At 74.4% G+C, this 20,439-nt stretch carries 17 protein-coding genes; 8 read left to right on the plus strand and 9 right to left on the minus strand.

Annotation, left to right across the window (positions count from 1 at the left end):
• Positions 1-29 precede the first annotated feature (29 nt).
• A complete protein-coding gene (locus ACWPWW_RS12705) occupies positions 30-1,487 on the minus strand; it encodes a sugar porter family MFS transporter (protein WP_454050734.1) in 1,458 nt (485 codons plus the stop codon).
• A gap of 270 nt (positions 1,488-1,757) precedes the next feature.
• Here ACWPWW_RS12705 and ACWPWW_RS12710 point away from each other — a divergent pair, with 270 nt between their 5' ends.
• The 3 genes from ACWPWW_RS12710 to ACWPWW_RS12720 all read left to right on the plus strand — a co-directional run bounded on the left by ACWPWW_RS12710 (position 1,758) and on the right by ACWPWW_RS12720 (position 4,337).
• Entirely contained in the window at positions 1,758-2,363 is a 606-nt protein-coding gene (locus tag ACWPWW_RS12710; RefSeq protein ID WP_454051812.1) for a hypothetical protein, read from the plus strand.
• A 342-nt stretch (positions 2,364-2,705) separates the two neighbouring features.
• The gene (locus ACWPWW_RS12715; RefSeq protein WP_454050735.1) at positions 2,706-3,326 is read left to right on the plus strand and encodes a DUF47 domain-containing protein; all 621 of its coding nucleotides are present in this window, start codon (positions 2,706-2,708) and stop codon (positions 3,324-3,326) included.
• Between the two features lie 6 nt (positions 3,327-3,332).
• On the plus strand, positions 3,333-4,337 hold the full coding sequence (locus ACWPWW_RS12720; protein WP_454050736.1) for an anion permease: 1,005 nt from the start codon (positions 3,333-3,335) through the stop codon (positions 4,335-4,337).
• A 42-nt stretch (positions 4,338-4,379) separates the two neighbouring features.
• Here the strand turns inward: ACWPWW_RS12720 and ACWPWW_RS12725 are convergent, their stop codons facing one another.
• The 4 genes from ACWPWW_RS12725 to mshD are packed head-to-tail and all read right to left on the minus strand — an operon-like array spanning position 4,380 to position 9,324.
• Complete coding sequence (locus ACWPWW_RS12725; RefSeq protein ID WP_454050737.1) at positions 4,380-5,351, minus strand: NUDIX domain-containing protein; 972 nt, start codon at positions 5,349-5,351, stop codon at positions 4,380-4,382.
• A complete protein-coding gene (locus tag ACWPWW_RS12730; RefSeq protein ID WP_454050738.1) occupies positions 5,348-7,891 on the minus strand; it encodes an RNA degradosome polyphosphate kinase in 2,544 nt (847 codons plus the stop codon). Before ACWPWW_RS12730 ends, ACWPWW_RS12725 begins: the two co-directional genes overlap by 4 nt.
• A 57-nt stretch (positions 7,892-7,948) precedes the next feature.
• Positions 7,949-8,386 carry a VOC family protein gene (locus ACWPWW_RS12735; protein ID WP_454050739.1) on the minus strand — a complete coding sequence of 146 codons (438 nt, stop codon included), beginning with the start codon at positions 8,384-8,386 and terminating at the stop codon, positions 7,949-7,951.
• A gap of 32 nt (positions 8,387-8,418) precedes the next feature.
• Positions 8,419-9,324 carry a mycothiol synthase gene (gene mshD / locus ACWPWW_RS12740; protein ID WP_454050740.1) on the minus strand — a complete coding sequence of 302 codons (906 nt, stop codon included), beginning with the start codon at positions 9,322-9,324 and terminating at the stop codon, positions 8,419-8,421.
• Positions 9,325-9,350: 26 nt separating this feature from the next.
• Here mshD and ACWPWW_RS12745 point away from each other — a divergent pair, with 26 nt between their 5' ends.
• Positions 9,351-10,736: an NAD(P)-binding domain-containing protein gene (locus ACWPWW_RS12745; RefSeq protein WP_454050741.1), complete on the plus strand. Its 1,386-nt coding sequence runs from the start codon at positions 9,351-9,353 to the stop codon at positions 10,734-10,736.
• A gap of 7 nt (positions 10,737-10,743) precedes the next feature.
• Here the strand turns inward: ACWPWW_RS12745 and ACWPWW_RS12750 are convergent, their stop codons facing one another.
• Positions 10,744-11,823 (minus strand): LacI family DNA-binding transcriptional regulator, encoded by a 1,080-nt coding sequence (locus ACWPWW_RS12750; protein ID WP_454050742.1) that lies wholly within the window; start codon positions 11,821-11,823, stop codon positions 10,744-10,746.
• A 137-nt stretch (positions 11,824-11,960) separates the two neighbouring features.
• On the opposite strand from ACWPWW_RS12750, the gene ACWPWW_RS12755 reads away from it, so the two are divergent.
• From ACWPWW_RS12755 to ACWPWW_RS12770, 4 genes are read left to right on the plus strand one after another with little or no spacing between them, the layout of a single operon-like run.
• Entirely contained in the window at positions 11,961-13,235 is a 1,275-nt protein-coding gene (locus ACWPWW_RS12755) for an extracellular solute-binding protein (RefSeq protein ID WP_454050743.1), read from the plus strand.
• A 4-nt stretch (positions 13,236-13,239) separates the two neighbouring features.
• Positions 13,240-14,196, plus strand: a complete 957-nt coding sequence (locus ACWPWW_RS12760; protein ID WP_454050744.1) for a carbohydrate ABC transporter permease — start codon at positions 13,240-13,242, stop codon at positions 14,194-14,196.
• A gap of 12 nt (positions 14,197-14,208) precedes the next feature.
• A complete protein-coding gene (locus ACWPWW_RS12765; protein ID WP_454050745.1) occupies positions 14,209-15,108 on the plus strand; it encodes a carbohydrate ABC transporter permease in 900 nt (299 codons plus the stop codon).
• A 41-nt stretch (positions 15,109-15,149) separates the two neighbouring features.
• A complete protein-coding gene (locus tag ACWPWW_RS12770; protein WP_454050746.1) occupies positions 15,150-16,334 on the plus strand; it encodes a glycoside hydrolase family 1 protein in 1,185 nt (394 codons plus the stop codon).
• A 78-nt stretch (positions 16,335-16,412) separates the two neighbouring features.
• Here ACWPWW_RS12770 and ACWPWW_RS12775 read toward each other — a convergent pair whose 3' ends face one another.
• The 3 genes from ACWPWW_RS12775 to ACWPWW_RS12785 all read right to left on the minus strand — a co-directional run bounded on the left by ACWPWW_RS12775 (position 16,413) and on the right by ACWPWW_RS12785 (position 19,875).
• Positions 16,413-16,751, minus strand: a complete 339-nt coding sequence (locus tag ACWPWW_RS12775; RefSeq protein ID WP_454050747.1) for a hypothetical protein — start codon at positions 16,749-16,751, stop codon at positions 16,413-16,415.
• Between the two features lie 54 nt (positions 16,752-16,805).
• Entirely contained in the window at positions 16,806-18,827 is a 2,022-nt protein-coding gene (gene acs / locus ACWPWW_RS12780) for an acetate--CoA ligase (protein ID WP_454050748.1), read from the minus strand.
• Positions 18,828-18,948: 121 nt separating this feature from the next.
• Positions 18,949-19,875, minus strand: coding sequence for a hypothetical protein (locus ACWPWW_RS12785; RefSeq protein ID WP_454050749.1), 927 nt, complete (start codon positions 19,873-19,875; stop codon positions 18,949-18,951).
• Positions 19,876-20,439: the final 564 nt, after the last annotated feature.

Below are 20,439 nucleotides of genomic sequence, written 5' to 3' on the forward strand. Positions count from 1 at the left end.
AGGGGCTCGGTCGAGGGCAAACCGGGGGGTCAGGCGCGCGCCTTGCGCTGGCGCGCGGGCGGCAGCCCCTCCATGTCCTCGAGCTCGACGCCCTTGGTCTCGGGCACCTTCCCGAGCACGAAGAAGAACGACAGGCCCGCGAAGATGGCGTACATCAGGTACGGGCCGGTGGCGCCGAACGCGTCGAGCATCGGCGGGAACGACACGGTGATGAGGAAGTTCGCGATCCACTGCGCGGCGGCGGCCACGCCGAGGGCGGCGGCGCGGATCCGGTTCGGGAACATCTCGCCGAGCAGCACCCAGACCAGCGGGCCCCACGAGGCGCCGAAGAACACGACGAACGCGTTGGCGGCGACCAGGGCGATCGGGCCCCACGGCGACGGCAGGGAGACGTCCTCGCCCGAGCCGGACGCCTGGGTGAAGGCGATGGCCATGATGGCGAGCGAGAGCGTCATGCCGGCGGAGCCGGTGAGCAGGATCGGCCGGCGGCCGACCTTGTCGATGAGCGCGATCGCGATGAACGTGACGGCGACGTTGGTGACGGAGGTGATGGTCGACACCAGGAACGACTGGCTCTCGTCGAAGCCGACGGCCTGCCACAGCGTGGTCGAGTAGTAGAAGATCACGTTGATGCCGACGAACTGCTGGAAGACCGACAGCAGGATGCCGACCCACACCACGGGCAGGAGCCCGAACCGGGGGCCGCGCAGGGTGGCCTGCTCCTCGAGGGCCTTGTCCTTCTCGATGGTCTTCTCGATCTGGGCGACGCGCTCGCGGGCGTCCTCGTCCGGGCCGAGCACGCTCTGCAGGATCTCGACCGCCTCGTCGCGGCGGCCCTGCGCCACCAGGTAGCGCGGGGACTCGGGGATCCGCAGCGCGAGGATGCCGTAGACCGCGGCGGGGACGACGGCGACCAGGAACATCCAGCGCCAGGCCTCCCAGCCCAGCCAGAGCACCTCGCCGGCACCGCCCGCGGCCTCCTGCAGCAGCTGGTCGGAGAGCAGGGCGGCGAAGATGCCGAGGGTGATCGCGAGCTGCTGCAGCGAGCCGAGGCGGCCACGCAGCGCGGCGGGGGCGATCTCCGCGATGTAGGCGGGGGCGATCACCGAGGCGATGCCGATGCCGACGCCGGCGAGGATGCGCCAGATGATCAGGTCCCAGACGCTGAACGCGATCGCCGACAGGATCGAGGACACGAAGAACAGGACGGCGCCGAGCACCATCACCTTGGTGCGGCCCCAGTGGTCGGCCAGCTTGCCGCCGGCCCAGGCACCGAACGCGCAGCCGAGCAGTGCGACGGCGACGGCGAACCCGGTGAGGGTCGCCCCGAGGTCGAACTGGCCCTGGATCGCGTCGACGGCGCCGTTGATGACGGAGGAGTCGAACCCGAAGAGGAACCCCCCGACCGCGGCGGCGACGGCGAGGCCGATCGCCTTGTTGTGCGACGGGTGCTTCCCCGTCGCCGGTCCGGTGCTGCTGCTGGCCATGTCGCTCTCCTAGCTCCTGCTCTCCCTGCGGGAACGGCCAGCAACCGGAGCACGTCGTCGGGCGCCGGTCGAAGGCGTACCCACCTTTCACCCGCACGGCACTTCGCGCACCCGGAGGGCCGGGGACGAGGTGCGGCGGGGAGCGTAACGCCGGACCGCAGGTCAGCGCGCGCCGAGGGGCCCGTACGCGACGAGCGTCACGATCGGGCGCAGAATCGCTCCGTGACTTCGGACCACGGCTCCTCGCGACCCCGCTTCCGCCGCCCGGCGATGCTCGACCCGCGCGACGCGGACCAGCTCCCCGGCGACATGGACCCGGCGCTGCGCTCGCAGGTGGCGCACACGACGGCCTCGGCGATCGTGCACGGCGGCCGGGCGGCGGGCGGGGACGACCCCGCGCTCGTCGAGCGCCTGGTGCGCCTGGTGGAGACCGAGGGGCTGGACGTCGTCGCGGCGCTGTGGGCGGACAGCCCGGCCACGACGCTGCCGGGCACGATGTGGCGGCTCTACGTGCTGCGCGAGTGGGTCCGGCGCGACCCGCGGACGCTGGCCGACCGGTACCGCCTGGGGCTCGAGGCGGCGCCGGTGCACCACGTGGTGGTCGGCGTGGTCAGCCCGCCCGGGCCGGAGGAGCTGCGCGAGGTGCTGGACGCCGTGCTGTCGGGGGTGTGGACGGGGGACCTCGCGGTCGCCCTGGAGCGCGGCGCGGCGTTCTGCCGGGTGCTCGCGACCGGCGCGGCGTTCGACGCGGACCACCTGGACCGGGCCCCGGACGACTCGTCGGCGCGGCTGACCCGGAGCGCGGGCTCCCTGGTCCGCACCGCGGAGGAGCTGGAGCAGGCGGCGCACCTGTGGCGGTCGGGCTCGCTCGAGTGAGTCCCGGCGCCGGCGTGTTCCCGCCGGGCCCGTGGCGATCCTCACGGCGCCCGCCCGTGCCACGACGGCGCGGGGCGCGTAAACTCGACTGCGACGCCGGGCCGCGGTAGCCCCGGGCTCCAATTCGAGCCGCTTCGAGCGGCCCCGCGCCGAGAGGCGCTCCCGGTCCGGCGTCGTCATCCCCCTCCGGTCCACCGACGTCGGCACCGTGCGTCCCGCGTACCCGGCCGTCAGGTGGGAGATGCTGTGCGTTCACCCCGGGTTCACCGTCGCGGTTGTGAGTTCACCCGGCGGCTGCCCTAGCCTGTGCCTGACAAGAGCACCCTCTCCCCGGAGCCTCCCGTGCGCCTGCGCCTCACCCCGCGCGACACCTCGTTCTTCGACCTCCTGGCCGCGTCCGCGGCGCACCTCGTCACCGGCGCGAACCTGCTGGCCGAGCTGCTCGGGGCCGACCGCTCCGCCCGCAAGGCGATCGCGAAGCAGATCAACGAGGTCGAGCACCTCGCCGACGAGGCGACGCACACGATCATGCGGCGGCTCAACCAGACGTTCGTGACGCCGTTCGACCGGGACGACATCTACGGCCTGGCCTCCGCGCTGGACGACTGCATGGACTTCATGGAGGAGGCCGCCGACCTCATCGTCCTGTACAAGCTGGACGAGCTGCCGGCGCGGGTCTCCGACCAGGTGCAGGTGCTGCAGCGGTCGGCCGAGCTGACCGCCGAGGCCATGCCGCGGCTGCGGTCGATGGACTCGCTGTCGGAGTACTGGATCGAGGTCAACCGCCTCGAGAACCAGGCCGACAAGACGCACCGCAAGCTCCTCGCCCAGATGTTCGACGAGATCACCGACGCGATCCAGCTGATGAAGCTGAAGGAGGTCGTCGAGAAGCTCGAGGACGCCGCGGACGCGTTCGAGAAGGTCGCGAACATGGTCGAGACCATCGCGCTCAAGGAGTCCTGAGCACCGGTGGAACTCGCGCTCGTCGTGGTCGTGGTCGCGTTCGCACTCGGCTTCGACTACACCAACGGCTTCCACGACGCCGCCAACGCCATCGCCACCTCGGTGTCGACGCGCGCGCTGACGCCGCGTGCCGCGCTGATCATGGCGGCGGTGTTCAACCTGGTCGGCGCGCTGCTCGGCACGCACGTCGCGACGACCATCGCGCACGACATCATCAGCATCGACGACGTCTCCTCGCACGAGGGCCTGGTCATCGTGCTGTCGGCGCTGATCGGCGCGATCACCTGGAACCTCATCACCTGGTGGCTGGGCCTGCCGTCGTCGTCGACGCACGCGCTCATCGGCGGGCTGGCCGGGGTCGGCGTCGCCTCGCGCGTCACCGTGCACTGGGACGCGATCCTCGACAAGGTCGTGCTCCCGATGGTCCTGTCGCCGCTGGTGGGCTTCGGGGTGGCGTTCCTCGTGATGGTCGGCGTGCTCTGGCTGGTGCGCCGGGCGTCCCCGGCCCCCGCGCAGCGCCGGTTCCGGCTCGCGCAGACGGCCTCGGCCGCGGCGATGGCGCTCGGGCACGGCCTGCAGGACGCGCAGAAGACCATGGGCGTGATCGTGCTGGCGCTGATCGCCGGCGGGTTCCACGACGACAACGACCAGATCCCGCTGTGGGTCAAGCTGGCCGCGGCCACCGCCATCTCGCTCGGCACCTACTCCGGCGGGTGGCGCATCATGCGCACGCTCGGCCGCAAGATCATCGAGCTGGACCCGGCGCGCGGCTTCGTCGCCGAGTCGGTGTCCGCGATCGTCCTGTACCTCAACGCGTACTGGCTGCACGCGCCGGTGTCGACGACGCACACGATCACCTCGGCGATCATGGGCGTGGGCGCGACCAAGCGGCTGTCGGCCGTGCGGTGGGGCGTCGCGAAGAACATCGGCGTCGCCTGGGTGCTGACGATCCCCGCCGCCGCGCTCGTCGCCGCCGGGGTCTACCTGGTGCTGAGCGTCTTCCTGGGCTGAGCCCGCCGCGGACGCCGGGCTGAGCCCGCCGCCGACGCCGGGTCAGGCGAGCGGCGTGTGCAGCTCGACCGCCTCGACGCGGACGGCGTCGTCACCGGCACCGGTGCGGACGACGTGGCAGACGAGCGCCTGGCCCGGCCGCAGGTAGGGGTTCTCCGCGGGCAGGGCGGCGCGGACCCGGCCGCGTGCGTGCGCGCCGACGACCTCCAGCACGGTGGGCAGCACCGGCCGGTGCGTGCAGAGCGCGACGTCGGACCCGGACCGGAGCACTGCGGCGACGACGTCCGCGGTCTTCTCCGGGGAGTCCTGGTGCTGGGCCTCGGTCAGCGGCTCGTGCTGCACGGACTCGATGCCGGCGGCCGCCGCGTAGGGCCCGACCGTCGCGCAGCAGCGCAGCCACGGGCTGGTGACCACGTCGGCCACCCCGAACGCCGACAGCACGGGGACCAGCGCGCGGGCCTGCAGCCGTCCGACGTCCGTCAGGGGCCGCGTCCCCTCCTCGCCGGACCAGGACGCGCGCTTGCGGGCGCGCCCGTGCCGGACGACGACGAACGCGCGCGTGTCGAGCCGGCCCGCCTCGTACGCCTCGACCAGCGCGTCGAGCGGTGCGCGGTCGTCGGTACGCGTCAGGCGGCGGCGCGCGACGTCGACGTCCATCCAGCGCACGGTGTCGATCTCGTCCTTGGACGCGTGCGTGGCGGGCGGACGCGCCTGCACGGCCGGCCGGTCGGGCCGGCCGGCGACCTGGGCGGCCCAGTAGTGCACGCGCTTGCGCCGGCCGTCGGCGAGGTCGTACTCGAGGCCGGGCAGCGGGCGGCCGAGCACGACCTCCAGCCCGACCTCCTCCTCGACCTCGCGCACCGCGGCGGTGGTCACGTGCTCACCGGGCTCGAGCTTGCCCTTCGGCCACGACCAGTCCTTGTACCGGGGCCGGTGGACGAGCACGACCTGCAGGCGCCCCTGGCGGACCCGCCAGACCAGGGCGCCGGCGGCCTGGACGACCGTCGCCGTCACCGCGCGGCGCCCAGCCGACGGCGCTGGCGGTAGATCAGCATCGACTGCAGGTCACGCAGCGGGCCGTCCGGTCCCGCCGCGTGCCGCGTCCACGCACCGTCCGCGCCGAGGTGCCACGACGACGTCCCGTCGTCCAGGGACTCGTCCAGGAGCTGCACGAGGTCGGCGACCTGGTCGGGGTCGGACAGGCGCACGAGGGCCTCGACGCGGCGGTCGAGGTTGCGGTGCATGAGGTCGGCCGACCCGATGTACACCTCGGGCCCGGGCAGCCGGTCGCCCGCGTCGTCGCGCCCGGCGTCGGCGACCTCCGGGGAGACCCCGGCGTCGGCGGCGAAGGCGAACACCCGCGAGTGCTCCAGGAACCGCCCGAGGATCGACCGGACGCGCACCGTCTCGGACAGCCCGGGCACCCCCGGCCGGAGGGCGCAGATGCCGCGGACGACCAGGTCGATCGGCACCCCGGCCTGCGAGGCGCGGTACAGGGCGTCGATGGTCTCCTCGTCGACCATCGAGTTCACCTTGAGCTTGATCCAGGACGGCCGGCCCTCGCGCGCCGCCGCGGCCTCGCGGTCGATCCGCTCGATCAGCCCGGACCGCACCGAGCGCGGCGCGACCAGCAGCCGGTGGAACCGCGACTTCGGGGCGTAGCCGGACAGCTGGTTGAACAGCCGGGTCAGGTCCTGCCCGACGTCGGGGTCGCACGTCAGCAGGCCGAGGTCGGTGTAGATCCGCGCCGTCTTCGGGTTGTAGTTGCCGGTGCCGACGTGGCAGTACCGGCGCAGCCCGTCGGACTCCTGGCGCACGACCAGCGACAGCTTCGCGTGCGTCTTGAGGCCGACGATGCCGTAGACGACGTGCACGCCCGCCTGCTCGAGCTTGCGGGCCCACTCGATGTTGGCCTGCTCGTCGAACCGCGCCTTGATCTCGACCAGCGCCAGCACCTGCTTGCCGGCCTCGGCGGCGTCGATCAGCGCGTCCACGATGGGGGAGTCGCCCGACGTCCGGTACAGCGTCTGCTTGATCGCCAGGACCTTGGGGTCGGCGGCAGCCTGCTCGAGGAACGTCTGGACGGACGTCGAGAACGAGTCGTACGGGTGGTGCAGCAGGATGTCGCGGGCCCGGATGGCCGCGAACACGTCCGTGGGGTTCGCGCTCTCGACCTCGGCGAGGAACCGGTGCGTGGTCGGGACGAACCGGGGGTACTGCAGGTCGGCGCGGTCCAGGTCGGCGACCGTGTTGAGGCCGGTGTGGTCGAGCGGCGCGGGCAGCTCGTACACCTCCTCCTCGGCGACGCCCAGCTCGCGGACCAGCAGCTGCCGGATGCGCGGGCTGATGCTGTCGGCGATCTCCAGGCGCACGGGCGGGCCGAACTTGCGGCGCAGCAGCTCCTTCTCCATGGCCTGGAGGAGGTTCTCGGCGTCGTCCTCCTCGACCTCCACGTCCTCGTTGCGGGTGACGCGGAAGGTGTGGTGCTCGCGCACCTCCATGCCGGGGAACAGCTGGTCCAGGTGCTGGGAGATGACGTCCTCGACCGGCACGAACGACATCGGCGCGCGGTCCGTGGGGGCCTGCGACGGCGCGGCGCTCGGCCGGCCACGCGCGTCGACGGCGATGTACCGGGGCAGCAGCGGCGGCACCTTCACGCGGGCGAAGTGCTCCTTGCCGGTCGTCGGGTTCGCGACGACGACGGCCAGGTTGAGCGACAGGCCCGAGATGTACGGGAACGGGTGCGCCGGGTCGACGGCCAGCGGGGTCAGCACCGGGAAGATCTGCTTGCGGAAGAACTTGCGCAGCCGGTCCTGCTCGGCCTCGCCCAGCTCCTCCCAGCGGACCAGCGTGATGCCCTGGCCGGCCAGCTCCGGCTGGACCTGCTCGGCGAACACCTGGGCGTGCCGCGCGGCCAGCTCGTGGGCGCGCACGCTGATCGCGTCGAGGACGCGGCGGGGGCTCATGCCGGACGCGGCGGTCACGGCGAGCCCGGTGGCGATGCGGCGCTTGAGGCCGGCGACGCGGACCATGAAGAACTCGTCCAGGTTGGACGCGAAGATCGCGAGGTACCGCACGCGCTCCAGGAGCGGCTGGCCCGGGTCCTCGGCCAGCTGCAGCACGCGCTCGTTGAACGCCAGCCAGCTGAGCTCGCGGTCGAGGAACCGGTCGGCGGGCAGGTCGGGCAGGTCGGAGAGGTCGGACAGGTCCCGGGCAGCGCCGCGGCCGTCGGGCCGGGCACCGCCCTCCTCCGTCGACGGCAGCGGGGCGATGTGCTCGGCGATGTGCGCGGCGAGCTCCGGCGCCAGGGGGCGCGTGCGCGCGGTCGGCGCGGTCGTGGCGGGCGTCGGCGCGGTGGTCGCGCCGGACGTGGCGGCCGAGCCGGCGCCGTCCGCTGCGGCGGCCCGGCTGCGGGTGCTGCGCGACCGCGGAGCCCGGCTGGTGCTCGTGGCGGTCCGGCCGTCCGTCGAGGCGCTCGACGTGCTCGACGAGCTGGCGGCGGCCCGGCGGGAGCGGCCGCGCGCAGGACCGTCGGAGGAGGTGGCGTCACTCATCCCCACATGGTGGCACGAGGGGTTGAACGGCACGCGGCGGCCGGGTGTCGTTCTCCGTCAGCCCCGTCGGAGGTCCTCCGCGAGCATCACGAGGATGCCGCTGGGGCCGCGGACGTAGGTCAGCCGGTACACGTCCTGGTAGGTCGCCACGCCGCGCAGCGGGTGGCACCCGTGCCGTGCCGCGATCGCCAGGGCCTCGTCGAGGTCGTCCACCGAGAAGGCGACGCGGTGCATGCCGATCTCGTGGGGCCGGGTGGGCTCGGTCTCGATCGCCTCGGGGTGGAGGTACTCGAACAGCTCCAGGCGCCCGTGGCCGTCCGGCGTCTCCAGCATGGCGATCCGGGCGTGGTTGCCGTCGAGGCCGACGGCCGTGTCGGTCCACTCCCCGCTGACCGTGTCGCGGCCGACGACGGTCAGCCCGAGGTCGGTGAAAAAGGCGATCGTCGCGTCGAGGTCGCGGACGGCGATGCCGACGTTCTCGAGCCGGATGGGCATGCCCGGCACGCTACCAAGGCCGGGCGCCCGGGTCAGGAGACCCGGTAGACCACGTCCAGCGCCGACCGCGCGAACCCGGCCGCGCGGTAGACGCGGATCGCCGGGGCGTTGTCGCCCTCGGTGTACAGGACCACGCGGCGGACCCCGCGCCCGGCCAGGTGCGCGAGCATCCGCGCGGTGAGCGCCGGCCCGAGCCGCTGCCCCTGCGCGTCCGGGTCGACGCCGAGCGCGTACACCTCGCCCTCGTCCGGGTCGGCGACCTTGGTCCAGCCGAAGCCGAGCAGCCGGCCGTCGCGCTCGGCGAGCAGCAGGCCGGCGGGGTCGAACCACGGCTCCGCGGCGCGCGCCTCGAGGTCGGCACGGGTGAGACGGCCCTGCTCCGGGTGCTGCGCGAAGGCGCGGGCGTTCACCGCGACCCACGCGTCCTCGTCCTGGCCCGGCACGAACGCCCGCACCGCCACGCCCTCGGGCAGCGGTGCGGCCTCCGGCACGACCAGGGGATCCAAGGCCATCTGCCACAGCTCGCGCACGGCGGGCAGGCGGCGTGCGGCGGCGAGCTCCCGCGCCGGCGCGACGTCGCCGTGCGCCCAGACGTCCACGGTGCTCCCGCCACGGGCCCGGACCGCGTCGAGCGCCGCGGCCAGCAGGGCTGAGCCGGTGCCGCGCCGCCGGTGCGCCGGGGCGACCACGACCTCGGCGGTGGCGAGTGCGGGGTCGCGGACGTCGACCTGCGCGTACCCGGCGAGGCCGTCGCCGGAACCGGGGACCCGCAGGTGCACGACGCCGGTGCCGCCGCCGGTCAGCCACAGCAGCGGCTGCTCCGACAGCGGGGCGACGCCGTCGTGGGTCGCGGCGTCGGCGGCCAGACGGCGGACGGCGTCGGCGGCCGGCACGTCGAGCGGGCCGGTGCTGAGGACGGGGGCTGGAGTCGCGGGCACGGCCCCATCCCACCATCGTGGAGCGGATGACGGGGAACGAGAGCCGCGTGCGCGGCGTTGGACGGGGCGTGCCCGACCTGACCCCGACCGACTTCGCGGACGTCGTCGTCGTCGGCGCGGGCCAGGCGGGCCTGGCCGTGGCGGCGCACCTGGCGCGGTCGGGGTTCCGGCCTGCCGACCGGACCGCCCCGGGGCCGGGTCCCACGTACGTCGTGCTGGACGCGTCGGCCGGCCCGGGTGGTGCGTGGCGCGAGCGCTGGCCCGGCCTGACGATGCGGACGGTCAACGGCGTCTACGAGCTGCCGGGACGCCCGCTGCCGCGCTTCGACGCCGACGAGCCCGCCAGCAGCGCCCTGACCCGGTACTTCGGCGAGTACGAGCACGACCTCGGCCTGCCGGTGCGGCGCGCCGTCCAGGTGCGGGCCGTGCGGGACGCCGGCGGTCCGGAGCGGCTGCTCGCGGTCGAGACGGTGGAGCGGCCGGTGGCGGACCCGGACGTGGCGGACCCGTCGGCCGCGGCCCGGGCGCGCGAGGCCGCGACGTCCGCGGCGACCCGTCCGGGGCCCGACGACGGTCTCGGCGGCGGGGCCGGGCCGTGGCGTCCGGTGCCGGCACCGGTCGAGCCGCAGGACCTGCGGCCGTCCGCGGCCGGGCGCCCGGCCCGGCGCCGGGCGGTCCGCACCTGGCACGCGCGCGCCGTGGTCAACGCCACGGGCACCTGGACCCGCCCGTTCTGGCCGACGTACCCCGGGGCGGTGGCGTTCGCCGGGACGCAGCTGCACACGCACGACTACCGGGCGGCGGAGGACTTCGCGGGCCGCCGGGTGCTCGTCGTGGGCGGCGGGATCTCGGCGGTGCAGCACCTGCTGGCGATCCACCCCGTCGCGGCGGCGACCACCTGGGTGACCCGCCGCCCGCCGGACTGGCGGGACGACGAGTTCAGCCCGGAGCTGGGGCGCGACGCGGTGGCACGGGTCGACGCGCGCACCCGCGCGGGCCTGCCGCCGCAGAGCATCGTGGCGGCGACGGGCCTGCCGCTGACCGACGAGTACCGCGCGGGCATCGCCGACGGCGTGCTGGTGGCGCGGCCGGTGTTCGCCCGGCTCGTGCCGGACGGTGCGCGGTGGGACCCCGCGGTCGCGCAGCACCCGCCGGCCGACGGCTGGGTGGCCGGGCCGGAGCACGTCGCGGCCGACGTCGTGCTCTGGGCCACCGGCTTCCGCGCGGCGCTGGACCACCTGCGCCCGCTCGGGCTGCGGGACGCGGGCGGCGGCATCGTCATGGACGGCACCCGCGTGGTCGCCGACCCGCGGGTGCAGCTGGTCGGGTACGGCCCCAGCGCCAGCACGGTCGGCGCCAACCGCGCGGGCCGCGCCGCGGTCCGCCAGGTGCGGCGCCTGCTCGGCGTCTGACGACGGGTCAGGCCGGCGGGCAGCCGCAGCTCTCGCGGCGCACCACGCGGACGGGCAGGCGGTGCGACTCCGGCTGCTCCGCGGGCGAGGTGGCGTGCCGGACCAGGACCTGCACCGCCAGCCGGCCCATCGCCGCCATCGGCTGCCGCACGGTGGTGAGGGTCGGACGCGCGAGCCGGCCGGCCAGGATCCCGTCGAACCCGGTCACGAGCACCCGCTCGGGCACCGGGACGCCGCGGGCGGCGAGCACGTCGAGGACCGCGAGGGCCAGCTGGTCGCTCGCGCAGACGAGCGCCCGGGGCAGCCGGTCCGCCGCGAGCAGGTCGGTGACGACCTCGAACCGGTGCGGCTCGGCCAGGTCGGTCGGGTCGAGCGGCTCGGCGGGCGCCGGCATCCCGAGCGCGGCCAGCGCATCGCGGAAGCCCGCGAACCGCTCGGCGTAGTCGGGCGTGCTGAGCCGGCCGACGAACCCGAGGTCGGACGCGCCGTGGTCGCGGACCAGGTGCTCGACGAGGTCGCGCATGCCGGCACGGTTGTCGACGGTGACGTGGTGCAGGCCGTCGGCGACCGGCGGCATGCTGAACGCGACGACGGGGATCCGGCGGGCGACGTGCTCCAGGGTGTCCACGGGGGTCGGCCCGGGGAAGACCGCCAGCCCGTCCACGCGCCCGGCGACGTCGGTGACGGACGCGCCCGAGCCGGTGCCGCTGCTCAGCAGCAGGGCCTGGCTGCGCTGCCGGCACTCGAGCTCGAAGCCGCGCTGCACCTCGTCGACGTAGAGCGGGAAGGCGCGCGGGTCGGCGTCGCGGTCGTCGGTGATCTCGGCGTCCTCGGCCGGCGCGTCCGCGCCCTGCTGCGGTCCGGCCAGCATGAGGTCGAACGAGTACAGCCCGAGCGCACCCGTGCGGCCCTTCGCCAGCCCGCGCGCGTTGGCGCTCGGCACGTAACCGAGCTCGCGCGCCGCCACCAGCACGGCCGCCCGGGTCGTCTCGCGCACCCGCTCCGGCTGCCGGAACGTGAAGGACACCGTGGCGATGGACACGCCGGCGCGCTCGGCGACGTCGTAGACGGTCGGTCGACGCGGCACGTGCTCACCTCCTCGGGCGACTGCCGATCGTAGGGGTCCCGCAGGACGGGCTCTTGCAGGACGCGAGTCTATGCGCTTAACTCAGGACACGATCTAAGCGCATAGAAGCAGCTTGTCCGTTCGAGGAGGAACGCACCATGATCCGTCCTGCTGCGCGCGTCGCCCTGACCGCCGCGCTCGCCCTGACCGCGCTGGCCGCCTGCGGCCGCGCCGACGACACCGGCGGCGCCGCCGGCACCGACGCCGCGACCCTCACCGCCGGCGAGGCCAGCGGCGAGCTGACGATCTGGGCGATGGGCGCCGAGGGCGAGGCGCTGCCCGACTTCGTCCAGACCTTCACCGAGGCCAACCCCGACGTCGACGTCGAGGTCGTGCCGATCCCGTGGGACGCCGCCCGCGACAAGTTCCAGACCGCGATCGCCGCCGGCACCACGCCGGACCTCGCGATGATGGGCACCACCTGGATGGCCGAGTTCGGCGACGCGTTCGCGCCCGTCCCCGACGGCATCGACACCAGCGGCATGTTCGCGGGACCGCTGGCCACCACCGAGCTGGCCGGCACCGCCGTCGGCGTGCCCTGGTACGTCGACACCCGGGTGCTCTACTACCGGACCGACCTGGCCGAGCAGGCCGGCTGGACCGAGGCGCCCGCCACGCAGGACGAGCTCAAGCAGATGGCCGCCGACATGCAGGACAAGGCCGGCGCCGACTACGGCATCCGGCTGCAGTCCGCGGGCAACGACTCGTTCCAGGGCTCGCTCTGGGCGCCGTGGTCGAACGGCGCGAGCCTCACGGACGAGGACATGACCGAGTGGACGCTCGACACCCCGGAGATGGTGGAGTCGTACGAGTACTACCAGTCGTTCTTCACCGACGGCGTCGCGAACCCGCAGGCCGACCGCACGGCCGGCGCCCAGGAGGCCGAGTTCGTCGCCGGCACCACCCCGATGCTCATCGACGGCCCGTTCATGATGGGCCAGCTCGCGACGCTGGGCGGCGAGGGCTTCGAGGACAAGTACGCGACGGCGCGCATCCCGGCCGGCGACACCTCGACGTCGTTCGCCGGCGGGTCGAACCTGGTCGTGTTCCAGGACTCCGACAACGCCGACGCCGCGTGGAAGCTCGTCGACTGGCTGACGCAGCCCGAGGTGCAGGTCGAGTGGTACGGCATCACCGGTGACCTGCCGTCGCAGCAGTCCGCGTGGGAGGACCCGGCGCTGACCGAGGACCCGAAGCTCGCGGTGTTCGGCGAGCAGCTCGAGGACACCGTCGCCCCGCCGGTGACCACCACCTGGGTGCAGGTCAACGCGGCCGCCGACTCCGTCCTGGAGCGGATGACCGTCAGCGGCCTCGCGCCCGAGGAGGCCCTGGCCGACCTGCAGCAGCAGGCGACGTCGATCGGCATGGGCTGATCTCATGTCGACCGCAGCCGCCACGCGGACGGTCGGGGCCGACAGCTCCGGCCGTCCGGCCCCGGCCCCCCGCGGGCCGGCCGCCGCCCGCCGCCGCCGGCAGGGCTACGTCGCCTGGCTGTTCGCCGCGCCGTTCGTCCTGGTGTTCGGCTTCTTCATGCTCGTGCCGCTGGTGTCGTCGTTCGCGATGTCGTTCACGGACTTCACCTCGCGGGACGTGCGCACGCCGTTCGCCGTGAACTTCGTGGGGCTGCAGCAGTACGTCGACCTGTTCGGCGACCCGCGGTTCCTGACGTCGCTCGGCGTGACCGCGACGTTCGTCGTCGTCGGCATCCCGGTGACGATGGCGGTCGCCCTCGCGCTGGCCGTCGCGCTCAACTCCGGCATCGGCCGGTTCCGTGCCGCGTTCCGCGTGGGGTTCTACGCCCCGGTGGTCACGAGCATCGTCGCGGTGTCCGTCGTCTGGCGGTACATCCTGCAGCCCGACGGCCTGCTCAACACGGCCCTCGGCTGGATCGGGATCGAGGGGCCGAACTGGCTGAACTCGACCACCTGGGCGCTGCCGTCGCTGATCCTCATGGCCGTGTGGCGCAACGTCGGCACGCTCATGGTGATCTTCCTGGCCGGGCTGCAGGCCGTGCCCGCGGAGGTGCAGGAGGCCGCCGTCATGGACGGCGCCGGCCCGTGGCGCCGGTTCCGCAGCGTCACGCTGCCGCTGCTGCGCCCGACGCTGCTGCTCGGCGCGGTGCTCATCTCCGTCGGCTACCTGCAGTTCTTCGAGGAGGCCTTCGTGATGACCCAGGGCGGACCGCTCGACTCCACGCTGTCGACGGCGTTCTACACGTTCGAGCAGTTCGGGTTCGGCAAGTACGGGTTCGCCTCCGCGGCGTCCTACGTGCTGTTCCTGGCCATCGCGCTCATGAGCCTGCTGCAGTTCCGGCTGCTGCGGTCGCAGGACTGAGAGGGGTCCGCCATGTCCGCCGTCACTCCGCCGTCCGCGCACCCGGCCGTCGACGCGCTCGCCCGGCCGGCCACGCCGCCCCGGCGACGCCGCCGGCTCACCACCGGCCGCGCGCTGACCTACACCGTCCTCGTCGTCGGCGTGGCCCTGTGGCTGCTGCCGTTCGTCTGGATGGCCCTCGGCTCGGTGAAGACCCAGCGCGAGATCCTCACCAAGCCGCCGACCATCTGGCCGGAGGACCCGACCTTCGCGAACTTCGGGCGCTGGTTCACCGACCTGGGCTTCGGGCAGTTCTTCACCAACTCGCTGATCGTCGCCGTCGTGACCGTGCTGGGCAACCTGCTGTTCTGCTCGATGGTCGGCTACGCGCTCGCCAAGATGGACTTCCCGGGCAAGAAGGCCCTGTTCGCCCTGGTCATGGTCATGCTGATGGTGCCCGGCGTCGTGACGTTCGTGCCGCTGTTCGTCCAGGTCACGTCGCTCGGGCTGCTCAACACCTACCCGGCGCTGATCCTGCCGTTCCTCACCCAGCCGCTCGGGGTGTTCCTCATGCGGCAGTTCATGCTCGGCATCCCCGAGCCGCTGATGGAGGCCGCCCGGATCGACGGCGCCGGGGAGCTGCGCATCTTCGCGCGGGTGGTGATGCCGCTGTGCGGGCCGCCCCTCGCGACGCTCGGCATCCTCACGTTCCTCGGCTCGTGGAACAACTTCCTGTGGCCGCTCGTCGCCGCCCAGAGCCAGGACATGTACACGCTGCCCGTCGCGCTGTCGCTGTACTCCACCGGCCAGCAGGCCACCGACTACGGGCTGCTGCTCGCCGGGGCGGTGCTGATCATCACGCCGATCCTGCTGCTCTTCGTCGCGCTGCAGCGCTACTTCATCCAGGGCGTGGCCACCGCCGGCCTCAAGTGACCCCGCCCGACCCGAGATCCCGCACCACCGGAAGGACCCGCATGACCAGCCGCCGCTTCCCCGAGGGCTTCCTCTGGGGCGCCGCCACCGCCGCGCACCAGATCGAGGGCAACAACGTGAACTCCGACTGGTGGGTGCGCGAGCACGCACCGGGCACGGACCTGGCCGAGCCCTCGGGGGACGCCGCCGACTCCTACCACCGGTACCCCGAGGACATCGCGCTGCTGGCGTCGCTGGGGATGAACACCTACCGGTTCAGCATCGAGTGGGCGCGCATCGAGCCCGAGCAGGGGTTCGTGTCGCGGGCCGAGCTCGCGCACTACCGCCGCATGGTCGACACCTGCCGCGAGCACGGGCTGACGCCGTCGGTCACGCTGCACCACTTCACGCACCCGCGCTGGTTCGCCCGGCTGGGCGGCTGGCGCAACCCGGAGGCCCCCGAGCTGTTCCAGCGGTTCACGGAGATCGCCCTGCCCGTCCTCGGCGACGACGTCGAGTGGGTCTGCACCATCAACGAGCCGAACATGGTCGCGATGACCCGCGGCGAGGAGGGCACCGAGATGACGGCGTCCCGCCTGCCCGCCCCCGACCCGCAGATCACCGACGCGCTGATCGACGCGCACCGGCGGTCCCGGGCCGTGCTGTCGCAGCTCCCGCAGGTCCGCTCCGGCTGGTCGGTCGCCACGCAGGCGTACCACGCGGCACCCGGCGCCGAGGAGGCCACCCGGGCGTACGGCTACCCGCGCGAGGACATCTTCCTGGACGCCGCCAAGGGCGACGACTGGATCGGCGTGCAGGCGTACCTGCGCACCTTCATCGACCAGCAGGGCCGGCCGCTGCCCGTGCCCGAGGGCACCGAGACCACGCTCACCGGCTGGGAGTACTTCCCCCCGGCGCTGGGCATCGGCGTCCGCAACGCGTGGGAGCGCACGGGCGGCGTGCCGATCGTCGTCACCGAGAACGGCATGGCCACCCAGGACGACGCCCGCCGGATCGACTACACGCACGACGCCCTGGTCGGCCTGCACGGCGCCATGGCCGACGGCATCGACGTCCGCGGGTACCTGCACTGGTCGGCGCTCGACAACTACGAGTGGGGGTCCTTCGCGCCGACGTTCGGGCTGATCGGCTGGGACCGCGAGACGTTCGAGCGGACGCCGAAGCCGAGCGCGCACTGGCTCGGCGGGGTGGCGCGCACGGGGGAGCTCGCGCACCCGACGCGCTGACGTCCGGCGGCCCGCCCGCGAGGGACGGTGGTCGTGCGTCCCACGGGGCCGCGACCGCCGACCCTCGCGGCGTGCGGGTCAGGACGTGGCCAGCAGCTGGTTCGCGCGCTGGTGCGACACCCCGAGGACGGCGCCGATGTCCCGCTGCGGCACGTCGAGCGCGGCGAGCTCCCGGGCGAGCGAGCGGGTGTGCTGCGCGAGGCGACGCTCGAGCTCGGCCGCCTCGGCGCGCTCCCGCGCGATCTCGGCCAGGCGGTCCTGCACGTCCACGCCGCTCACGTTGTCGATGCTGATCGTCAGGTCGAACGTGTCGGGCTCGACGTCGAGGACCAGCGCCACGAGCTCGCGCGCCATCGTGCCGGCCTCGCTCAGCCGACGCGCCTGCGTCAGCCCGTCGACCTCGGGGACCGCCACCATCCACCAGCGGCTGGTGCCCTTGCCGGCCGACGGCTAGGGCGCTAGACGGAACCGTCAGCCCGCCGGCTTCGCCAGCCCCTGCTGGATCAGGTCCATCACCGACGCGTCGGCGAGGGTCGTCGCGTCCCCGACCTGCCGGTGCTCGGCGACGTCGCGCAGCAGGCGGCGCATGATCTTCCCGGACCGGGTCTTCGGCAGCTCGGGGACGACGAGGATCGTCCGGGGCTTGGCGATCGGGCCGATCTGCTGCGCCACGTGCGCGCGGAGCTCCGTCGCCACGTCCTCGGGCGAGCGGTCCGGCGCGGCCGCGGCGTCGCCCCGCAGGATCACGAACGCGACGACGGCCTGCCCGGTGGTGTCGTCGTGGGCGCCCACCACGGCGGCCTCGGCGACGGACGGGTGCGAGACCAGCGCGGACTCGATCTCGGTCGTCGACAGCCGGTGGCCGGACACGTTCATCACGTCGTCGACCCGGCCGAGCAGCCAGATGTCCCCGTCCTCGTCCTTCTTGGCGCCGTCCCCCGCGAAGTAGATGCCGCGGAACCGGGACCAGTACGTGTCGGTGAACCGCTTGTCGTCGCCCCAGATGCCGCGGAGCATCGCCGGCCACGGCTCCGTCAGCACCAGGTAGCCGCCGTGCCCGTCCGGCACGGGCTGCGCGTCGTCGTCGACGACGTCCGCCGCGATGCCGGGCAGCGGCGTCTGCGCGGAGCCGGGCTTCGCGGTCGTGACGCCGGGCAGCGGGCTGATCATGATGGCGCCGGTCTCGGTCTGCCACCAGGTGTCGACCACGGGGGTGCGGTCGCCGCCGATCTCCCGGCGGTACCAGGTCCAGGCCTCCGGGTTGATCGGCTCGCCCACCGAGCCCAGCACCCGCAGGCTCGACAGGTCGAACTGCGCCGGGACGTCGGCGCCCCACTTCATGCAGGTCCGGATCGCGGTCGGCGCGGTGTAGAGGATGGAGACGCCGTACTTCTGGACGATCTCCCACCACCGGCCGCGGTGCGGGGTGTCGGGCGTGCCCTCGTAGATGACCTGCGTCGCGCCGTTGACCAGGGGCCCGTAGACGACGTAGGTGTGCCCGGTGACCCAGCCGACGTCGGCCGTGCACCAGTAGACGTCGCGCTCGGGCTTGAGGTCGAAGACGTTGAGGTGCGTCCACGCCGCCTGCGTGAGGTAGCCGCCCGTCGTGTGGAAGATGCCCTTCGGCTTCCCCGTGGTCCCGGACGTGTAGAGGATGAACAGCGGGTGCTCGGACTCGAGCGGCACCGGCGTGTGCTGGTCGCTCGCGGCGTCGACCGCGTCGTGCCACCAGACGTCACGGTTCGGCGTCCACGCGACGTCCTGGCCGGTGCGGCGCACGACCAGGACGTTCCGGACCAGGTCGCCGCTGCCCTTGGCGAGCGCCTCGTCGACGGTCGGCTTCAGCGCGCTCGCGCTGCCGCGGCGGTAGCCGCCGTCGGCGGTGATGACGACCCGGGCGTCGGCGTCGAGGATCCGCGTGTGCAGCGCCTCCGCGGAGAAGCCGCCGAACACGACGGAGTGCGGTGCGCCGATCCGCGCGCACGCCAGCATCGCGATGACGGCCTCCGGGATCAGCGGCAGGTAGATCGCGACCCGGTCGCCGGTCTGCACGCCGAGCGCCGTCAGCGCGTTCGCCGCGCGCGACACCTCGCGCTGCAGGTCGGCGTAGGTGAGGGTGCGGGTGTCGCCGGGCTCGCCCTCGAAGTGCAGGGCGACCCGGTCGCCGTGCCCCGCCTCGACGTGCCGGTCGACGGCGTTGTACGCCGCGTTGAGCTTCCCGTCGCCGAACCAGCGCGCGACCGGTGCGCCGGACCAGTCGAGGACCTCGTGGAACGGCTCGGCCCAGTCGAGGAGCGAGCGGGCCTGCTCGGCCCAGAACTCCAGCGGGGCCGCGTTCGCCCAGGAGTAGAGCTCGGCGTGGGCGTTGGCCTGCGCGGCGAACGCCGCGTCGGGCGGGAACCGGCGGTCCTCGGTGAGGAGGTTCTCCAGGCCCGGCGACGCGGGGGCGTCCTCGGGTCGCGCGGCGAGCGGGTCGGAGTTGTCGAGGGCCATGTGTGCCTCCAGCGCAACGACGTCGGTGCGGACTGGCGCGACTCGGTGCCGCGTCTTCCTGGCACTGTAGTAGGACTTTCGTCCCAGGCGACGTGAATGCGGTGGTGGCGGGCCCGCCGGCTCAGGCGCGCGGCAGCCGGCGGCGGCGCGCCGCCCCCAGCACGAGCCCGGTCACGAGCAGCAGCGCGCCGACGACGAACACCGTGCCGGAGGTCCCCGTGACGGTGGCGCGGACCACCGAGTACTCGGTGCCGTCCGTGGCGAACCAGCGCACGATGTCGACGTGCGTCGTCGCCGGCACGTACAGCAGCACGACGCCGACGACGGTCGACACCAGACCAGCGGTCACCGGGACGGCCGGCGTCCACAGCCCCAGCGCGATCACGAGCGCCAGCACCAGCACGCCCGCCGTCACCAGCACCACGCCGAGGGCGTCGTACGACGCGTCCCAGCCCGGGGCCTGCGCGGCGAGCACCCGCGACTGCCCGAACAGGACCGTCCAGACGCCGATCGCGCCGACGACCAGGCCGACCAGCACGCCCAGCAGGTGCCGGACCGGTCCGCCGCCCGGCCGGCGCGCGGGCTCCGGCCGGTCGGGGGCAGGCGCGGCGGCGCGGCGCGACCGCAGGCCGCCGGAGGTCGACGCGGCGCGCTCGTCCTCCGCCGTGTCCTGCGTCCCCGGGATCGCCGGCCCGGCCGGGCGCGGCGCCGTCGGTGCGGACTGGTCGCCGTAGGGCACGGACGCGTCGGAGGGGCCGGTGCCCGGGAGCGTGGTGCCCGGGGCGGGGTCGGCGGCGGCCGGGGTGACACCGGCGACCGGGGTACCCGCGGTCAGCACGGCGGCGGCGCGCGCCTCGGCCCCGCGGATGCTCGTGCGGCGCACCTCGGCGGGCTCGGCCGGCGCGTCGGCTCCTGGTGCGGCTGCGCTCGCCGGGGCGGCGGTGGCACCGGCCGGGCGGGCCCCGGTCGCCGGGGTCGTCGGCAGCGGCGCGGTCGGGGCGCCGGAGCCGTCCGACACGACGGCCGTGGCCGGGGCGGCGGCCGCCACCGGGGCGGGCGGCGGTGTCGGCAGCGGCGGGGGGGGCCCCCCCCGCCGCGGCGCCCCCGCGCGGGGGGGCGGGGGGGGGGCCCCCCCGCGGCCGGGCGGGGGCCCGCCTGCACGGCGCGCCGCCGTCCGGGGCCGTCGTGGTGGCCGTGGTCGGGGCCGTGGCGGGGGCCGTGTCGCCGGACCTGTCGCCGGACCTGTCGCCCGGCTGGTCCGTGCCGGGCGTCGCCTGCGCGCCCTTCGCCGCCTCCGTGGCCTTCGCGGGCGGGGAGGTGGTGGTGCTGCCTGCCGGCTCGGCGCTGCCGGGGGCCGGCGTCGCGCGGTCGGCTGCGGGTCGCGCGGCGGCGGGCTCCGCGGTGTCGGGCGTGGTCGACGCCACGGCGTCGTCCTGCTCGCGGTCCGAGGTGCTGCTCATCTCTGCTCCCTTGTCGCCGGCTCGCGCGGCGCGGGGCAGCGGTGGCGCCGCCCGCGCAACGGGTTCGGGTGCGGGACGCCGCCGTCGGGGGCGACGTCCCTGCTCGTCCGACCGTAGAGCGCACGGCCGGTGGCTGCCGCACGGCGCGCCCG

This window comes from Cellulomonas sp. Marseille-Q8402, from assembly GCF_965119525.1.

Coding starts and splice junctions, on each gene's coding strand:
- ACWPWW_RS12705 (WP_454050734.1), bottom strand. CDS start 1,487: ATGGCCAGCAGCAGCACCGGACCGGCGACGGGGAAGCACCCGTCGCAC.
- ACWPWW_RS12710 (WP_454051812.1), top strand. CDS start 1,758: ATGCTCGACCCGCGCGACGCGGACCAGCTCCCCGGCGACATGGACCCG.
- ACWPWW_RS12730 (WP_454050738.1), bottom strand. CDS start 7,891: ATGAGTGACGCCACCTCCTCCGACGGTCCTGCGCGCGGCCGCTCCCGC.
- ACWPWW_RS12735 (WP_454050739.1), bottom strand. CDS start 8,386: ATGCCCATCCGGCTCGAGAACGTCGGCATCGCCGTCCGCGACCTCGAC.
- ACWPWW_RS12745 (WP_454050741.1), top strand. CDS start 9,351: ATGACGGGGAACGAGAGCCGCGTGCGCGGCGTTGGACGGGGCGTGCCC.
- ACWPWW_RS12755 (WP_454050743.1), top strand. CDS start 11,961: ATGATCCGTCCTGCTGCGCGCGTCGCCCTGACCGCCGCGCTCGCCCTG.
- ACWPWW_RS12760 (WP_454050744.1), top strand. CDS start 13,240: ATGTCGACCGCAGCCGCCACGCGGACGGTCGGGGCCGACAGCTCCGGC.
- ACWPWW_RS12765 (WP_454050745.1), top strand. CDS start 14,209: ATGTCCGCCGTCACTCCGCCGTCCGCGCACCCGGCCGTCGACGCGCTC.
- ACWPWW_RS12770 (WP_454050746.1), top strand. CDS start 15,150: ATGACCAGCCGCCGCTTCCCCGAGGGCTTCCTCTGGGGCGCCGCCACC.
- ACWPWW_RS12775 (WP_454050747.1), bottom strand. CDS start 16,751: ATGGTGGCGGTCCCCGAGGTCGACGGGCTGACGCAGGCGCGTCGGCTG.
- acs (WP_454050748.1), bottom strand. CDS start 18,827: ATGGCCCTCGACAACTCCGACCCGCTCGCCGCGCGACCCGAGGACGCC.